Origin of the sequence: Salibaculum sp. (assembly GCF_035270045.1) — a bacterium.
Lineage (GTDB): Bacteria > Pseudomonadota > Alphaproteobacteria > Rhodobacterales > Rhodobacteraceae > Salibaculum.
In genome coordinates this window covers 30,219-45,313 of record NZ_DATFIP010000032.1, presented here as the reverse complement: position 1 = coordinate 45,313, position 15,095 = coordinate 30,219, and the positions used below count along the sequence as shown (strand labels likewise).

The following is a 15,095-nucleotide window of genomic DNA, read 5'->3' as shown; positions in this document are numbered from 1 at the left end:
ATACGTTCCAAATTCAAGATATTTTCAAGCCCAGGAGATCCCAATGGCTACCGTTGCTGTCACCGACGATACGTTCGATGCCGAAGTCCGTAAGTCCGATATCCCCGTCGTGGTAGACTTCTGGGCGGAATGGTGCGGCCCCTGCAAACAGATCGGCCCCGCGCTTGAGGAGCTGTCCGAGGAGATGGCCGGCAAGATCAAGGTCGCCAAGGTCGACGTGGACCAGAATCCGATGTCGCCCGGCCAGATGGGTGTGCGCGGCATTCCCGCCCTGTTCATCTTCAAGGATGGCGAGGTGATCTCCAACAAAGCAGGCGCGGCACCCAAGGCCGCCCTTCAGAGCTGGATCGAGGAGAGCATCTGATCCCACGCCGCGCAAGGCAGGCAAGGGGCGCCCCCGCGGGGCGCCCTTTTTCGTTGCGGGCTTGAGTCCCGCCGCCCCGGGCGCCATATCGTGACGAGATTGGAAAGGACGCGGCATGGCGGAACAGGATTTTCCCGGTTGGCACGGCACCACGATCGTGGCGGTGCGCAAGGACGGCAAGGTGGTGATCGCAGGTGACGGGCAAGTCACGCTGGGTCAGACTGTCATAAAGGGCACAGCGCGCAAGGTGCGCCGGATCAGCCCGGGCGGGCATGACGTGATCTGCGGCTTTGCCGGGTCTACCGCAGATGCCTTCACCCTGCTCGAACGACTGGAAAAGAAACTGGAATCGACCCCAGGGCAGTTGCAGCGCGCCGCGGTCGACCTCGCCAAGGACTGGCGTACCGACAAGTACCTGCAAAAGTTGGAGGCCTTCCTGATCGTCAGCAATGGCAAGGACCTGTACGTCATCACCGGCGCAGGTGACGTGCTGGAGCCCGAACACGATGTCACTGCCATCGGCTCGGGCGGGAATTACGCGCTTGCCGCGGGGCGTGCCCTAATGGACAGCGACATGGACCCCGAGAGCATTGCCCGCCGCGCCATGGCTATCGCCGCCGATATCTGCGTCTACACCAACGACAACCTTACGGTGGAAACGGCCGAGGCATGATCGAGCGCGACGATCTTCGCGCCGCGGTTTCGGCCGGTATCGTGACTGAGCGGCAGGCCGCCGCACTGGCCACGCTTTCCGACAGCCGCCGCGGTGCGCGCGAAGGCTTGTCCCCCGGCGATGAACCCTTCGAACTGTTCAAGGGCTTCAACGAGATATTCATCGTGATCGGCCTGGTCATTCTGGCCTCTGGCTGGCTGGGTATGAATGCCGTCACCATGACCACGGAAATCGTGAACTACCGCACCCAGACGATCACCACGGCCGCGATCGCGGCGGCGGTACTCTGGCTGCTATCCGAATACTTCATTCGTCGCCGTCGCATGGTCGCGCCGGCGATCGCCCTGTCGGTCCTGTTTGCAGCCAATGCCGCAGCCGGACTTATTGCCGCGTTCGCACAGCCCTTCATGGTCGTACAGCAGGATTTTTCGAGTCTGCCCTGGCCTTTCGGGCTGACCACGCTGGCACTTGCGGTCTTCTGGTTGCGGTTCCGAGTGCCCTTCGCCATGGCCATGATCGCCGTGGGGCTTTTCGTCGTGGCCATTCTCCTGGCGGCGACCTCTGCCGGCTCACCGACCAATGTGGATGATCTTTTCCTGCTGTCCGCCGATGGCCCCTTTGCCTGGATCACCCTGGCACTGGGCGTGCTGGTCTTCGTCGGGGCCATGTGCTTCGACATGAGCGACCCGCACCGCGTGACCCGTCGATCCGCAAACGGGTTCTGGCTGCATCTCGTGGCCGCGCCCGCACTGGTGAACACCCTGGCACTGAGCCTTCTGGACAGGGATGGATCACTACTGTTTCTGCTGGCCGTGCTCGCTTTATTCGCGTTGGTGGCCATCGTGATTGACCGCCGGTCATTCCTGATCGCGGCCATCGGCTATGTCGTCACGCTTTCCTTTACCGTTCTAAGCGAGAGCCACGCCGCAACGACCATCGTCGCCCTGGGAGCCGTACTGCTTGTGCTGGGCGCCTTCTGGGAAGGCATCCGGGCGCGACTGCTGCGACTCATGCCCTTCCTGCCACTCGACCGGCTGCCGCCCTCGACCTGAGCCCGACCCGAAAAGGACACCCATGACCGACCTGACCCCACGCGAAATCGTCTCCGAACTCGACCGTTTCATCATCGGCCAAAAGGACGCCAAGCGCGCGGTCTCCGTGGCCTTGCGCAACCGCTGGCGCCGCAAGCAACTGGGTGACGACCTCCGCGACGAGGTCTATCCCAAGAACATCCTGATGATCGGCCCCACCGGCGTCGGCAAGACCGAGATCAGCCGTCGCCTGGCCAAGTTGGCCCGGGCGCCGTTCCTCAAGGTCGAGGCCACGAAGTTCACGGAAGTGGGCTATGTCGGGCGCGACGTGGAACAGATCATCCGGGATCTCGTCGATGCCGCCATCGTCCAGACGCGCGAATACATGCGGGAGGACGTGAAATCCAAAGCGCATCGGTCCGCCGAGGAACGGGTCATCACTGCCATAGCGGGGGATGACGCCCGCGAGGCCACCCGCGAGATGTTCCACAAGAAACTCAAGGCGGGTGAGCTGGATGACACGGTGATCGAGCTGGAGCTACAGGACAGTTCCAACCCGCTTGGCGGCATGGAGATGCCCGGCCAGCCGGGGATGGCGCCGGGCATGGACCTGGGTGCGATCTTCGGCAAGGCCTTCGGCGGGCGGACAGTCAAGAAGCGCGTTACCGTCGCCGATAGCTATGACCTGCTGATCAACGACGAGGCCGACAAGCTTCTGGACGACGAACTGGTCACGAAACAGGCCGTAGAGAGCGTCGAGCAGAACGGCATCGTATTCCTGGACGAGATCGACAAGGTCTGCCGCAATGCCGATGCACGCGGTGCCGATGTCAGCCGCGAGGGCGTGCAGCGCGACCTGCTGCCGCTGATCGAGGGCACCACCGTGAGCACAAAGCATGGCCCGGTCAAAACTGATCATATCCTGTTCATTGCCTCGGGCGCGTTCCATATTGCCAAGCCGTCGGACCTGCTTCCGGAACTTCAGGGGCGTCTGCCGATCCGGGTGGAATTGCGCGCGCTGACCGAGGGGGATTTCATCCGTATCCTGACAGAGACGGACAATGCCCTGACCCGGCAATATACTGCCCTAATGGGCACCGAACAGGTGACCGTATCCTTCACCGAAGATGGGATCGCCGCCCTGGCCCGGATCGCTGCCGAGGTTAACGAGAGCGTCGAGAATATTGGCGCGCGCAGGCTCTATACTGTCATGGAGCGGGTCTTCGAAGAGTTGTCCTTCACCGCGCCCGACAAGGCCGGAGAGGAGATCGTCGTGAATGCCGATTTCGTCGAGGACCACCTGGGAGAGCTCAGCCGTTCCGCCGATCTGAGCCGCTACGTCCTGTGATGAAGGTCTATCCCAGCGCACTGATCGTGGCGGTTGCGCTGCTTTCGGCCTGCACCCCGCGTGGCACGATCGTCCTGGACCCCTCTGCCGCCGAAATAGGTGACGTGCGGTCCATCTACTACTCCACCACCCGGGAGAAGAGCGACGCCCCGGGCGTGATCTACGGAACCGAGCGCGTCGAAACACCGAGCTATGGGCGTATCGAGCTGTCGGTGCCGCCGGACAGGATGGCGGGCGATGTCTCCTATCCCGGCAAAGATCCCGATCCGAGAACAGATTTCCTGGCCACGGCTTCGACAGGCTTTGCAGGCCCATCGGCCTTTCGTCAGGCAATGGCCCAAGATTTGCGGGCGCTGCCCGAGAATCAGCGCGATGTCGTCGTCTTTGTTCACGGTTTCAACAGCACGTTTTCGGAGGGTATGATCCGGCTGGCCCAGCTGGCCGAAGACCTTTCCATACCGGGTCTGGCTGTTCACTATGCCTGGCCCAGCCTGAACAATCCGCTTGGCTACAGCTACGACCGTGACAGCGTTCTGTTCGGGCGTGACGGGCTCGAAACACTGCTTGCCGAAGTCAAGGCAGCCGGGGCCGCGGATATCATCCTCGTCGGTCATTCTCTAGGGTCGTTGATGACGATGGAAACGCTGCGTCAGATCGAGATCGGCGACGAAGATGCCGCCTCACGCACGGTCCACGGCGTCATCCTCATGTCGCCGGATATAGACGTTGAGCTGTTTCTCGCACAGGCCCACCGGATCGGCACGCTGCCCCAGCCGTTCCTGATTTTCACCTCGAAACGCGACCGAGCGCTTCAGTTGTCTGCACGGCTGACCGGTCAGCGGGAACGTCTGGGCAACCTTTCTCAGGTGGACCGGGTTTCCGATCTTGACGTCACCATGCTGGACGTCACGAATTTCCGGGACGGCACACGCCACCTCACGCCGGCGACGTCTCCAACGCTGATCGCACTCATGCAGGACCTCAACGAAGTCAATGCCGCCTTCCAGGGGGAACGCGCAGGCCGCACAGGCCTCCTGCCAGGAACCGTGCTGACCGTTCAGAACGCCACCCAGATCATCCTGTCCCCCGTCATGGCGCTGAACTAGGACGGATTCGGTCTTTCCACTGGTGGACGAATGGCGCAGAGAGTCATCCATGCGCCTGATAGACTTCATCAAGCAGAACGCGGCTTTCCTGTCTGCCGGGTTTCTGCTGACCTTTGGATCGGCCTTCGGGCAAACCTTCTTCATTTCACTTTTCGCGGGGGAAATCCGGGCAGAATTCGGCCTGAGCCATGCACTCTGGGGGCAAATCTACGCGATCGGTACCTTGGCAAGTGCGCTGGTGATGGTCTGGTCCGGTGCCTTGACGGACGTGTTCCGTATTCGTGCGCTGGGGGCAATGATCCTGGTCGGAACGGCTGGTGCATGTCTCCTCATGGCTGCGGCACCGGTCTGGTGGGCACTTGTTCCGGCAATCTTCTTCCTGAGGGTCATGGGCCAGGGCATGATGAGCCATATGGGCCAGGTCGCCATGTCACGCTGGTTCGTGGCAACGCGGGGCAAGGCGCTGTCCATAGCCAGCCTGGGCTTTTCCGTCGCAGAAGCCACGCTTCCGATCCTGATCGTGGCGATTCTGGTCTGGTTCGACTGGCGTTTGGTCTGGGTCGGCTGCGCTGTCTTCGCGATGATCCTGCTTCCGATCCTTCAACGCCTTCTGCGATTGGAGCGCACCCCACAAGACGATGCGAAAAGCGCGCAATCGCTCGGGCTCGAAGGGCATCACTGGACCCGGCACGAGGTGCTCCGGCATCGGCTGTTCTGGTTCATGATCCCCGCGCTTCTTGGACCGCCCGCCTTCAACACGGCCTTTTTCTTTCAGCAGGTTCACTACGCCGAAACAAAGGGGTGGACCCACCTGGAGCTGGTCGCGCTCTTCCCGCTCTACACGACAATCAGCGTCGCGGCTGCTTTCGGCACAGGGTTCGTCATCGACAAGGTCGGCACACGTAAATTGATGCCCATCTACCAATTCCCCATGGCGTTGGGCTTCGTCGCTTTCTCGCTGGCGCAGACGCCCTGGGGCGCGGCGTTCGGGCTCATGCTCATGGCCATGGGAGCGGGGGCAAACAATCCCATCACCTCGGCGTTCTGGGCTGAGTTCTACGGGACGCGGAACATCGGAGCGATCAAGGCCATGGGCACGGCGATCATGGTTCTTGGTTCTGCCGTAGGGCCAGGGCTGACTGGTAGCCTGATAACTGCGGGGGTCGGAATCGAGGCACAGATGCTCTGGATTGCGGGTTATTTCGCCCTGACCTGTATCGCCGCGGCATTCGGTATCGCCAGCCTGCGGACTTCAGCCCCGGCGACGTAGATAGACGTAAAAGGCCCCGTGCCCGCCGTGGCGGGCATGGGCCTCGCTCACTTGCAGGACGATCGGACCAAGCGGCGGCATCCGCAGCCATTGAGGCACCTGATGGCGCAACACGCCCAATCGTGTCGGGATAGGGTCGCCGGTATCGCGCGGTTTCCCCTTGCCCGTGATGACGAGGACCAACCGCCGCCCAATGGCTTGCGACGACAGAATGAATGACGTGAGTTCAGGATGCGCCTGTGCCAGGGTCATCCCGTGCAAATCAATCCGGGCCTCGGGCTTGAGCTTGCCGCGCTTGAGTTTGCCATGGGTCTTGCGATCCATGGCGATCGGTGCCCGGCCCATCTGTTCCCCCAACGACGGCAGCAGGTCATGATCGCCGGAATGGTCGATCTTCTCACCGATGCGGAATGCGGTAACGGGGGATGCCGTCTCATCGTCCGCTGGTGTCTTGGCGTCGGGTTTCCGCCGGCCGGACAAGCGCGGCTCGGAGCGGTTCTCCAACGGTTTGGCCGTGCGCGCCACCTTGTCCCAGAGATCCCGCTCCTCAGGCGAAAGATGGCGCGGCCGTCTCATCGCACGGTCTCTGGCACCAGGGCCAGCGCACGCTGAATCGGCATCAGAACGATCATCCGACCGCCATCCCGGATGCGGCCCGCACGTTGCCCGGCCACGTCGCCCGTACCGATGAAGATATCCGCCCGTTGCGCCCCCGTGATAGCCGAGCCGGTATCCTGGGCGACCATAAGCCGATTCAACGGACCCTCGCCCGATTTTTCGATCCAGACAGGGCTGCCAAGGCGAACGATGGACGGGTCGACGGCAATCGTCCGGCCGGGCGTGACTGGCCTACCCATCGCCCCCAACGGGCCTTGGTCGGCGGGGACATGATTGATTTCCCGAAAGAAAACAAAGCTCTTGTTGGTCCAGAGCAGTTCCTGTCCTGCTTCGGGGTTACGCCGGACCCAGGATCGGATCACATCGGTCGAAACCTGGTAGGGTTCATAGACCCCGCGGCGCACCAGTTCCGACCCGACCGAGGAATACTCGTGTCCGTTCGCCCCGCCATAACCGACGCGGATCACGGATCCGTCGTCCAGCCTGACCCGTCCCGACCCTTGCACTTGGAGGAAGAACACGTCGACCGGATCATCGATCCAGGCGATTTCCAGTCCTTTTCCGTCCAGCACTGCGCGTTCCTCGATCTCTCGGCGAGTAAACCAAGGATCCTCAATCCCGTCGGGCGGCCTGTAGAGGGGATATTGATACGGGCCGCCCCGAAAGCGTGCGCCCGTGAGTTCAGGTTCGTAATAACCAGTGAAAAGCATGTCGCGGCCGTCCTCGATCAGGACTGGCACAAAGAATGTCTCGAAGAAACGCCGCGCCTCTTGCCCCTTGCGGGCCAAGGCGCAGATGGTGCGCCAATCCTCGGCGTCGATGTCCCCGCAGGTTCGCAGGAAAACGTCCAGACCGGCCTGATGATCGTCCTCGGCCCAGCCGCGCAGGTCGGAAAAACTCAGCAGGCTGTAATTTGGATCAGCCATGACAGTCCCACCCGCCAGGGTCAGGGCAAACACGGCCGATCCGATCCGCCCCGTCATTCTTCCTGTCATTCGCCCGTTGCGACAAGAATCCAGTTCGGGTCCGAGGTTCCCATCTTGCGTGCAAAGGTCCACACGTCCCGCTGTCGCTTGATATCGCTGGACGATCCCTCGATGATCTCACCCGCGCTGTCGCGCACGACCGAGGTCATCTCTCCAAGGAACCGAACCGTCAGCTCTGCCTCGTTGGTCATATCATCGAAATCGGCATCCATCAGCCTGAGTTCGGAGACGCCCACGAAGGTAAACTCGATGTCGAGTTCCTGTTCCCGGCGAGACTCGACGACCTCTGCAAAAGCCTCGTAGACATCTTCGGACAGGAAAGGCTTGATATCCGCCATATCGCCCTGTTCGAAGGCCGTAAGGATCATCTCGTACGCACCCCGCGCACCTTGAAGGAATTCATTGACGGAGAAACTGTTATCGATCCGTTTCATCTTTGCGAGCGCCTTGGCCGCATCGCTGTCATCGGCAACGTTATCAATGATGTCATGATCCGGCCCGCTTTCGATGACTTCAAGCTCCGGTCCCTGGTTCTGGTTGCCAGGCTGGCGCGGCACAGGGGACTTCTCGAACCCTTCCCGGGTTCCCAGGACGCTCCGCAGCCGGAGGATCAGGAAAACGGCGATCCCGGCGAGGACCAATAGCTGTATAATAGGCGAATTCATGGATATCTCTCTTGCGGATGTAGCAACCTTGACCTGTCGAACCTATGTAAGGTTGCGACGGGGCCAAGTCCACCTCGGGACCTGCCTACTTCTGCCAGAGAGAGGACCTGAATGCCGCTTTTTCTCCTCTTCATCGCGATTCCGCTGATCGAGATCACGCTGTTCATCCAGCTGGGAGGTCTCATAGGGTTGGGCTGGACGCTGTTCATCGTGGTGGCCACGGCGATCCTGGGGGCGGCCATGGTGCGCAGCCAAGGCGCCATGGCTATGGAGCGGCTGCGGCGCTCGATGGCAGATCTCGACGATCCTTCGGAGCCGCTCGCTCATGGCGCAATGATCCTGTTTTCCGGTGCCTTGTTGCTGACGCCGGGTTTCTTCACCGACGCTGTGGGGTTCGCTCTACTTGTCCCCCGGATACGTCAGGCTCTATTCGGTTGGGCCCGCAAGCGCCTGAGGGTGCAATCATTCCAAATGGGTCCGGACAGCGCCGCCGATCGTGGCCCCGGCAACCGTCGCCCGCCGCGCGACAGGGTCGTGGACGCAGAGTTCGAGGACATACCACCCGATCAGCCGCCACGCGACGAAGGCTCCGGCTGGACGCGCCACTGACGCCGCGGCCATTGAGGCTACTGCAATCGGCTGCTACGAAGCGTTCAATCATGTGAACCAGGAGTGCCCGATGGCCGAGAACGAGAATGGTGCAGCGGAAGATACCTCCGCCACGCAGCAGCAAGCCCCGCAAATCAAGAACAAGATCCTTGCACAGTATACCCGTGACATCTCCTTCGAGAACGTCATGGCCCAGAACGGTGTAGATGGCGAGATAAAGCCCGAGATCAAGGTCGAGGTCAGCCTCGATGGCCGCAAGCGCGCGACGGAAAACCAATACGAAGTGATCACCAAGATGAAGGTCACCTCGACCAACCAAGGCACGGACAAGACACTGTTCCTGTTGGAGCTCGAGTATGCCGGGATCTTTCAGGTCGAGGGCGTGCCGGATGACCAGCTTCATCCCTTCCTTCTGATCGAATGCCCGCGCCAGACCTTCCCCTTCGTACGCCGGATCGTAAGCGACGTGACCCGCGATGGTGGTTTTCCGCCGCTGAACCTGGAGCAGATCGATTTCCTTGCGCTCTACCGCCAGCAGATCGCTCAGCGCCAACAGCAACAGCAACAGCAACAATCCGACGCCTGAAAGTCAGCCGTACAGCGTTTTCCAAAGGGCATCCGCGCCCAACGTCTCGACAAAGGCGGTATGGGCATTCCTTTCCCGATCCGTAAGCCGCGGCGGCAAGGCATCGGGCCGCGGGCGCGGACGCCAGTCATCGTTTGACACGGCCGCCCGATCCAGTCCGGCGGTCGAAAGAACCAGGCCCGGTTGCCGGCCACCGATCAATTCAAGGTAGACCTCTGCCAGGATTTCACTATCCAGAAGTGCCCCGTGCAACGTCCGGGCCGCGTTGTCGATGCTGAATCGGCGACAGAGTGCATCAAGCGAAGCTGGCGAACCGGGGTACTTTCGTCGCGCCATATCAAGGGTGTCGACAGCCTGATCCCACGGGATCTGTGCCAAGCTGGCCCACCCCAGTTCGGCATTGAGAAATTTCATGTCGAACGCGGCATTATGAATAACCAGCTTCGCATCCCCGATGAAATCAAGAAACGCCTGCCCCACGGCGCCGAACACCGGCTTGTCCCGCAATGTGACCTCAGCAGCGGCCGCGGGGCGGGGAGGGTCCAGCAGATCGGGGCCGATTCCATGAACGTCGAAGGCTGATTGCGGCATGTCCCGTTGCGGGTTGATATACTGATGATAGGTGCGTCCCGTCGGCATGTGATTCAGGAGTTCGATCGCGCCGATCTCGACCAGGCGATCGCCCTGCCCTGGCTCGAAGCCGGTGGTTTCGGTATCGAGAACGATTTCACGCATGGGTCTTCCTCAGCTCTTTCAGCAGTGATCTGACAGTTGCGCGCGTGCCGTCAAGCGTCTGGGTTTCGATCACGTGGTCGGCCTTGGCGCGCTTCTCGGAATCGGGCATCTGGCGCGACAGAAGGTCGTTCAACTGGTCCTCGGTCATTCCGGGGCGGGGCAGGACGCGGGCCTTCTGCACTTCGGCCGGTGCCGAGACGCACAGGGTCACATCCAACCACGTTTCCGCGCCGGTTTCGAACAGCAGGGGAATATCGAGGAGAACAATCGGTACATCTGCGTGTCGATCCAGGAAAGCCTGCCGATCGGCAGCAACCAGAGGATGAACGACGGATTCAAGCACGGCATAGTTTTCTGGAGAGGCCCGGAGCATTCCCTTGAGGCGCTCACGCGAGACTTCCCCGTTGATAACCGCCTCGGGGAATGCCTTTTCGATCTCAGGCACTGCCGAGCCGCCAAGGGAATAGAGCCGATGGACCGCAGCGTCTGCATCCCAAACCGGCACGCCTTCCTCCGCGAACATCTGAGCGGTGGTGCTCTTGCCCATCCCGATAGACCCGGTGAGCCCGACCAGGCAGGTCATTCCAGGACCGCGGCCCGGGTATCGTCATCCACCACGGGACGGACTCCAAACCACCGCTCAAATCCGGGAACAGCTTGGTGCAGCAGCATTCCCAGGCCGTCAACGGTCGTGCACCCTATTTCTTTGGCCTCTCGCAGAAGGCGCGTTTGCAAAGGGGAATAGACAAGGTCTGTCACCACGGCGTCGCTCCGCAATCCGTCAAGCGGCACGCGCAATTCGGGCTGTCCGGTCATCCCGAGCGAGGTGGTGTTAACAACGGTGGTCGCCGCTTCAAGCATGTTGCCGGCTTGAACCCAATCTACCACGGTGATCCGTGACCCAAATTCCGCTCGCAGGGCATCGGCACGCGGCCGTGTTCTGTTGCTCAGCAAGATCTCCTTCACGCCAACTTCGATCAAGGAGGTCAGGACAGCCCTGGCCGCGCCTCCTGCCCCCAAGACAGCCGCGGGTCCATTGTCAGGTTTCCAACTTGGCGCGTTCTGTTGGAGGTTAGCAATGAAACCGTAACCATCCGTATTGTCGGCATGAATCTTGCCGTCGCGGCGAAATATGATGGTATTCGCGGCGCCGATAAGCGTGGCCCGGTCTGTGACCAGATCTGCAACTTCGAGCACCGCTTCCTTGTAGGGAATCGTGACGTTGATCCCGGCGAAACCCATCGCCGGAAGCGTCCGGACAACCTGTTCCAAGTCTGCCTCGGCCACCGGGATGGGAACATAATATCCGGCGAGATCATATCTGGTCAGCCAATGCCGGAACAGGCGTGGGGACCTTGAATGCGCGACTGGGTTCCCCAGCACACCGGCCAAGGAAATACGAGTATCGGTCATGATGGCAATGTCCCGCGAAGTGCCAGATATGACAAGAGTTCAAGCAGGGGCAAACCCTGCACCGTGAAATGATCGCCTGCGATGTTGCTGAAAAGTCTGATCCCTTCTTCCTCGATCTTGTAACCACCAACGGACGAGCGGATGCTGTTCCAGTTGCGGGCGATATAGTCGTCGCGATAGGCATCGGAAAAGGAGCGCATGGTCAGGCGCGCCACGCCGACATGACGCCAGACGGGTTCATGGCGCTGGTAAAGCACCGCGGCGGCAAGAAGCTGATGCGTGCTTCCTCGCAGTGCGGTAAGTTGTTCGCTGGCGTGTTCGGCGCTATCCGGTTTCGACAGTATGGACTGACCGTGGGCCAGGACCTGATCACATCCGAGAACGAGTGCGTCGGGGGCTTTTTGCGAGACCTTGCGTGCCTTCATCTCGGCGAGTGCATCGGCGATGTCACGTGGCATCGCCCCCTCCTGCATCATCGACGCCTTGAGGGACTCCTCGTCGATGCGCGCGGGGATCGATTCGTGCGGAACCGCAGCTGCATGCAGCATTTGCGACCGAATCTCGGAAGCAGAGGCTAGAACAACCTGTTCTTTCATGTGGATATCCCGGTGTGTTGATCGGTGCGGAACTTTCGGAAGACCCGACTGGCTGTCACCACCCTGGTGTCGCCCGTGGAAAGCTTGGTTCTTGTTCAGGAGTTGTGCCTAATTGTCCACGCGGGACAAGGACGAATCCGTGTTGTGTATAACTTCCATCTGGAACAGCCTGGTTGAGAAAGCAACACTTATTTAGCAAAGGTCATTCTATAAAAATCTTTGTAAATCAGTGATTTGTAGTTATTTCTGAGCCTGTGGCAACTGATGTCGAGCCTCAAGGTCCTGGGGATGACCCAGAGGAAAAGATCGCTTCGAGGAGTTATCCCCGGCCTCACCACAACCACAATATTCTAAAGAATATTCTATGGTTAAGAAGGTGAAGTCCAAAATTTCCGACACTTCAGACTGCTTGACTTGATACTGGCACACGCCTAGTTAGGCAAAGCTCCGTCCGGAGCATCTATTTCCACGTACATGAGCTAAAGCTGATGCTTTCAGCAGGAGACGACCCTTGTCCGATCAACGTTTGAATCTGTCCGACCTAAAGGCGCAAAGCCCCAAGGACCTGCTTTCGATGGCGGAAGAACTTGAAATCGAGAACGCCTCGACAATGCGCAAAGGCGAGATGATGTTCTCGATCCTGCGTGAACGGGCGGATGATGGCTGGATCATTGGTGGTGACGGAGTTCTCGAAGTGCTTCAGGATGGGTTCGGATTCCTGCGGTCCCCCGAAGCCAATTATCTCCCGGGCCCGGATGATATTTACGTCAGCCCCGAGATGATAAAGAAATTCTCCTTGCGGACGGGTGATACGGTTGCAGGCGTGATAAAGGAACCAAATGACACCGAGCGGTATTTCGGTCTCATCACGGTAGAATCAATCAATTTTTCGGATCCGGACAAGGCCAAGCACAAGGTCGCATTCGATAACCTGACACCGCTTTATCCCGATGACCGTCTGAACATGGAGATCGAGGATGATCCGACGGTCAAGGATCGTTCTGCCCGGATCATCGATCTGGTGGCCCCGATTGGAAAAGGCCAGCGGTCGCTTATCGTGGCCCCGCCTAGAACCGGCAAGACGGTGCTGCTGCAAAACATCGCGCATTCGATCGAGCATAATCACCCGGAATGCTATTTGATCGTTCTTCTGATCGATGAGCGCCCGGAGGAAGTGACCGACATGCAGAGGTCAGTGAAAGGCGAGGTGATTTCATCGACATTTGATGAACCTGCGACCCGTCACGTAGCCGTGTCCGAGATGGTGATAGAGAAGGCCAAGCGCCTGGTCGAACACAAACGTGACGTCGTCATCCTTCTGGATTCGATTACCCGTCTTGGCAGAGCTTACAACACGACTGTTCCGAGTTCGGGCAAGGTATTGACAGGCGGGGTCGATGCCAATGCATTGCAACGGCCCAAGCGGTTCTTTGGCGCGGCAAGAAATATAGAGGAAGGCGGGTCTCTGACGATCATTTCGACCGCGCTGATCGACACGGGCAGTCGCATGGATGAAGTCATTTTCGAAGAGTTCAAGGGCACAGGCAACAGCGAGATCGTGCTGGATCGCAAGGTGGCGGACAAGCGCGTTTTCCCGGCAATGGACATCCTGAAATCCGGAACGCGGAAAGAGGATCTTCTGATCGATAAGGCTGATCTTCAAAAGACCTTTGTGTTGCGGCGTATCCTCAACCCGATGGGGACGACGGATGCAATTGAATTCCTGATTTCGAAGCTTAAGCAGACGAAGACGAATTCCGACTTCTTCGAGTCTATGAACACCTGACGATACCGGGAGGGATCAGATGGATACCATTTTTGCCCAGGCAACCGCTGCGGGCAAGGCCGGGGTCTCCATCGTGCGCGTTTCGGGCCCTGATGCGCGCGCCGCAGCGGCTGTTTTTGGCGTTGAGCTTGCTTCATTGGATCGAAAGGTTGGCCGACTCCTGGACCGTGATGGGGCATTGATTGATATTGCCTTTATTCTGTCCTTTGAGCCGGGGCGCAGTTTCACGGGTGAGCCGGTCGTTGAGTTCCATACGCATGGATCGTCAGTGATCGTTTCCCGCGTTCTGAACAGGTTGGCCGAAGCTGGGTTCCGCCTGGCCGATGCGGGAGAATTCACGCGGCGAGCTTTGGAAACCGGTCAACTGGATCTTGCGCAGGTCGAGGGACTAGCCGACTTGATCGACGCGGAAACAGAAGAACAACGTCGCCAAGCGGTTCGGATTTTCGACGGCGCGCTCGGGGGGCTTGTGGAGGGTTGGCGGGTCAAGTTGATCCGTGCTGCGGCCTTGTTGGAAGCGACGATCGATTTCGCCGAAGAGGATGTGCCGGAGGACGTTTTTCCAGAGGTGAATGACTTGCTGACATCAGTGCATGGTGAGCTTTTGACGGAGGCTGACGGGGCTGACGTTCGAGAGCGTGTACGCGACGGTTTCGAAGTTGCAATCGTGGGTGCGCCCAACACAGGAAAATCCACGCTGTTGAACCGCTTGGCCGGTCGTGATGCTGCCATAACGTCGGAACATGCGGGAACGACGCGGGACGTGATTGAAGTCCGGATGGATCTCAAGGGGTTGCCTGTAACAATCCTTGATACTGCGGGCCTTAGGGTTGCCGAGGACGCGGTTGAGCGGATTGGGATTGATGTTGGTAGAAAGCGTGCCAGCCGGGCGGATCTTCGGATTTACCTGCTGAGGTCGGAAGATGAGGAAATTACGCCCCTGTCATCAGACGATATCCTGCTGCTTGGCAAGGCGGACTGCCAGGTGGGGTCCACAAAGCCGGGGGTGTCAGGTATGACGGGCGCCGGTGTTGATGATCTCGTAGACAGAGTTGCCTTGACCTTGTCAGATCGTGTTCGATCAGCCGGCGCGGCGACGCGCGCGCGTCACGCGGTGGCATTGAGGGAGGGTGTCGCCCAGATCGGTCAGGTGTTGGAGAGACTGGCCTCGAATGATATTGAGAGTGTCGACCTTCTGGCAGAGGACGTCCGCACTGCCATAAGGGCGCTTGACGCTCTTCTGGGGCGTGTGGATGTTGAATCTCTACTTGATGAGATCTTCACGAGCTTCTGCATTGGAAAGTGAGGC

Annotated in this window: 17 protein-coding genes; 10 read left to right on the top strand and 7 right to left on the bottom strand. The window is 59.8% G+C overall.

The window, feature by feature from the left end; genetic code table 11:
• Nucleotides 1-43 precede the first annotated feature (43 nt).
• The 6 genes from trxA to VJ897_RS05490 all read left to right on the top strand — a co-directional run bounded on the left by trxA (nt 44) and on the right by VJ897_RS05490 (nt 5,792).
• Nucleotides 44-364, top strand: coding sequence for a thioredoxin (gene trxA, locus VJ897_RS05515; protein WP_324054014.1), 321 nt, complete (start codon nt 44-46; stop codon nt 362-364).
• 115 nt (nt 365-479) lie between these two features.
• Nucleotides 480-1,037, top strand: a complete 558-nt coding sequence (gene hslV, locus VJ897_RS05510; protein WP_324054012.1) for an ATP-dependent protease subunit HslV — start codon at nt 480-482, stop codon at nt 1,035-1,037.
• Nucleotides 1,034-2,089 (top strand): hypothetical protein, encoded by a 1,056-nt coding sequence (locus tag VJ897_RS05505; protein ID WP_324054010.1) that lies wholly within the window; start codon nt 1,034-1,036, stop codon nt 2,087-2,089. The genes hslV and VJ897_RS05505 overlap by 4 nt, the downstream gene beginning before the upstream one ends.
• 22 nt (nt 2,090-2,111) lie before the next feature.
• Nucleotides 2,112-3,416 carry an ATP-dependent protease ATPase subunit HslU gene (hslU, locus tag VJ897_RS05500; protein WP_324054008.1) on the top strand — a complete coding sequence of 435 codons (1,305 nt, stop codon included), beginning with the start codon at nt 2,112-2,114 and terminating at the stop codon, nt 3,414-3,416.
• A 104-nt stretch (nt 3,417-3,520) separates the two neighbouring features.
• Nucleotides 3,521-4,522, top strand: coding sequence for an alpha/beta hydrolase (locus VJ897_RS05495; RefSeq protein ID WP_324054006.1), 1,002 nt, complete (start codon nt 3,521-3,523; stop codon nt 4,520-4,522).
• A gap of 49 nt (nt 4,523-4,571) precedes the next feature.
• The gene (locus VJ897_RS05490; RefSeq protein ID WP_324054004.1) at nt 4,572-5,792 is read left to right on the top strand and encodes an MFS transporter; all 1,221 of its coding nucleotides are present in this window, start codon (nt 4,572-4,574) and stop codon (nt 5,790-5,792) included.
• On the opposite strand, the gene VJ897_RS05485 is transcribed toward VJ897_RS05490, so the two are convergent.
• The 3 genes from VJ897_RS05485 to VJ897_RS05475 are packed head-to-tail and all read right to left on the bottom strand — an operon-like array spanning nt 5,775 to nt 8,061.
• Nucleotides 5,775-6,368 carry a Smr/MutS family protein gene (locus VJ897_RS05485; RefSeq protein ID WP_324054003.1) on the bottom strand — a complete coding sequence of 198 codons (594 nt, stop codon included), beginning with the start codon at nt 6,366-6,368 and terminating at the stop codon, nt 5,775-5,777. The two genes, VJ897_RS05490 and VJ897_RS05485, sit on opposite strands and share 18 nt — an antisense overlap.
• Nucleotides 6,365-7,393, bottom strand: coding sequence for a murein transglycosylase A (mltA, locus tag VJ897_RS05480; protein WP_324054001.1), 1,029 nt, complete (start codon nt 7,391-7,393; stop codon nt 6,365-6,367). Before mltA ends, VJ897_RS05485 begins: the two co-directional genes overlap by 4 nt.
• Nucleotides 7,394-7,401: 8 nt before the next feature.
• Nucleotides 7,402-8,061, bottom strand: a complete 660-nt coding sequence (locus VJ897_RS05475; protein ID WP_324054000.1) for a Tim44/TimA family putative adaptor protein — start codon at nt 8,059-8,061, stop codon at nt 7,402-7,404.
• A gap of 111 nt (nt 8,062-8,172) precedes the next feature.
• On the opposite strand from VJ897_RS05475, the gene VJ897_RS05470 reads away from it, so the two are divergent.
• The gene (locus VJ897_RS05470) at nt 8,173-8,670 is read left to right on the top strand and encodes an FxsA family protein (protein ID WP_324053998.1); all 498 of its coding nucleotides are present in this window, start codon (nt 8,173-8,175) and stop codon (nt 8,668-8,670) included.
• A 70-nt stretch (nt 8,671-8,740) separates the two neighbouring features.
• On the top strand, nt 8,741-9,256 hold the full coding sequence (gene secB, locus VJ897_RS05465; RefSeq protein WP_324053997.1) for a protein-export chaperone SecB: 516 nt from the start codon (nt 8,741-8,743) through the stop codon (nt 9,254-9,256).
• Between the two features lie 3 nt (nt 9,257-9,259).
• On the opposite strand, the gene dnaQ is transcribed toward secB, so the two are convergent.
• The 4 genes from dnaQ to VJ897_RS05445 are packed head-to-tail and all read right to left on the bottom strand — an operon-like array spanning nt 9,260 to nt 12,000.
• The gene (gene dnaQ, locus VJ897_RS05460; RefSeq protein WP_324053995.1) at nt 9,260-9,991 is read right to left on the bottom strand and encodes a DNA polymerase III subunit epsilon; all 732 of its coding nucleotides are present in this window, start codon (nt 9,989-9,991) and stop codon (nt 9,260-9,262) included.
• A complete protein-coding gene (gene coaE, locus VJ897_RS05455) occupies nt 9,984-10,574 on the bottom strand; it encodes a dephospho-CoA kinase (RefSeq protein ID WP_324053993.1) in 591 nt (196 codons plus the stop codon). Before coaE ends, dnaQ begins: the two co-directional genes overlap by 8 nt.
• The gene (locus VJ897_RS05450) at nt 10,571-11,404 is read right to left on the bottom strand and encodes a shikimate dehydrogenase (RefSeq protein WP_324053991.1); all 834 of its coding nucleotides are present in this window, start codon (nt 11,402-11,404) and stop codon (nt 10,571-10,573) included. Before VJ897_RS05450 ends, coaE begins: the two co-directional genes overlap by 4 nt.
• The gene (locus VJ897_RS05445; protein WP_324053989.1) at nt 11,401-12,000 is read right to left on the bottom strand and encodes a Maf family protein; all 600 of its coding nucleotides are present in this window, start codon (nt 11,998-12,000) and stop codon (nt 11,401-11,403) included. Before VJ897_RS05445 ends, VJ897_RS05450 begins: the two co-directional genes overlap by 4 nt.
• Nucleotides 12,001-12,511: 511 nt before the next feature.
• Here VJ897_RS05445 and rho point away from each other — a divergent pair.
• Together rho and mnmE are read left to right on the top strand one after the other, a co-directional pair.
• A complete protein-coding gene (rho, locus tag VJ897_RS05440; protein WP_324053987.1) occupies nt 12,512-13,786 on the top strand; it encodes a transcription termination factor Rho in 1,275 nt (424 codons plus the stop codon).
• A gap of 19 nt (nt 13,787-13,805) precedes the next feature.
• Entirely contained in the window at nt 13,806-15,092 is a 1,287-nt protein-coding gene (gene mnmE, locus VJ897_RS05435; RefSeq protein ID WP_324053985.1) for a tRNA uridine-5-carboxymethylaminomethyl(34) synthesis GTPase MnmE, read from the top strand.
• Nucleotides 15,093-15,095: the final 3 nt, after the last annotated feature.

What these genes read in the sequence shown, in the direction of transcription:
- secB (WP_324053997.1), top strand. Translation starts at nt 8,741, where the DNA reads ATGGCCGAGAACGAGAATGGTGCAGCGGAAGATACCTCCGCCACGCAG.
- hslV (WP_324054012.1), top strand. Translation starts at nt 480, where the DNA reads ATGGCGGAACAGGATTTTCCCGGTTGGCACGGCACCACGATCGTGGCG.
- VJ897_RS05470 (WP_324053998.1), top strand. Translation starts at nt 8,173, where the DNA reads ATGCCGCTTTTTCTCCTCTTCATCGCGATTCCGCTGATCGAGATCACG.
- dnaQ (WP_324053995.1), bottom strand. Translation starts at nt 9,991, where the DNA reads ATGCGTGAAATCGTTCTCGATACCGAAACCACCGGCTTCGAGCCAGGG.
- VJ897_RS05485 (WP_324054003.1), bottom strand. Translation starts at nt 6,368, where the DNA reads ATGAGACGGCCGCGCCATCTTTCGCCTGAGGAGCGGGATCTCTGGGAC.
- VJ897_RS05450 (WP_324053991.1), bottom strand. Translation starts at nt 11,404, where the DNA reads ATGACCGATACTCGTATTTCCTTGGCCGGTGTGCTGGGGAACCCAGTC.
- trxA (WP_324054014.1), top strand. Translation starts at nt 44, where the DNA reads ATGGCTACCGTTGCTGTCACCGACGATACGTTCGATGCCGAAGTCCGT.
- mnmE (WP_324053985.1), top strand. Translation starts at nt 13,806, where the DNA reads ATGGATACCATTTTTGCCCAGGCAACCGCTGCGGGCAAGGCCGGGGTC.
- VJ897_RS05505 (WP_324054010.1), top strand. Translation starts at nt 1,034, where the DNA reads ATGATCGAGCGCGACGATCTTCGCGCCGCGGTTTCGGCCGGTATCGTG.
- VJ897_RS05490 (WP_324054004.1), top strand. Translation starts at nt 4,572, where the DNA reads ATGCGCCTGATAGACTTCATCAAGCAGAACGCGGCTTTCCTGTCTGCC.
- hslU (WP_324054008.1), top strand. Translation starts at nt 2,112, where the DNA reads ATGACCGACCTGACCCCACGCGAAATCGTCTCCGAACTCGACCGTTTC.
- coaE (WP_324053993.1), bottom strand. Translation starts at nt 10,574, where the DNA reads ATGACCTGCCTGGTCGGGCTCACCGGGTCTATCGGGATGGGCAAGAGC.
- VJ897_RS05475 (WP_324054000.1), bottom strand. Translation starts at nt 8,061, where the DNA reads ATGAATTCGCCTATTATACAGCTATTGGTCCTCGCCGGGATCGCCGTT.
- VJ897_RS05445 (WP_324053989.1), bottom strand. Translation starts at nt 12,000, where the DNA reads ATGAAAGAACAGGTTGTTCTAGCCTCTGCTTCCGAGATTCGGTCGCAA.
- mltA (WP_324054001.1), bottom strand. Translation starts at nt 7,393, where the DNA reads ATGACGGGGCGGATCGGATCGGCCGTGTTTGCCCTGACCCTGGCGGGT.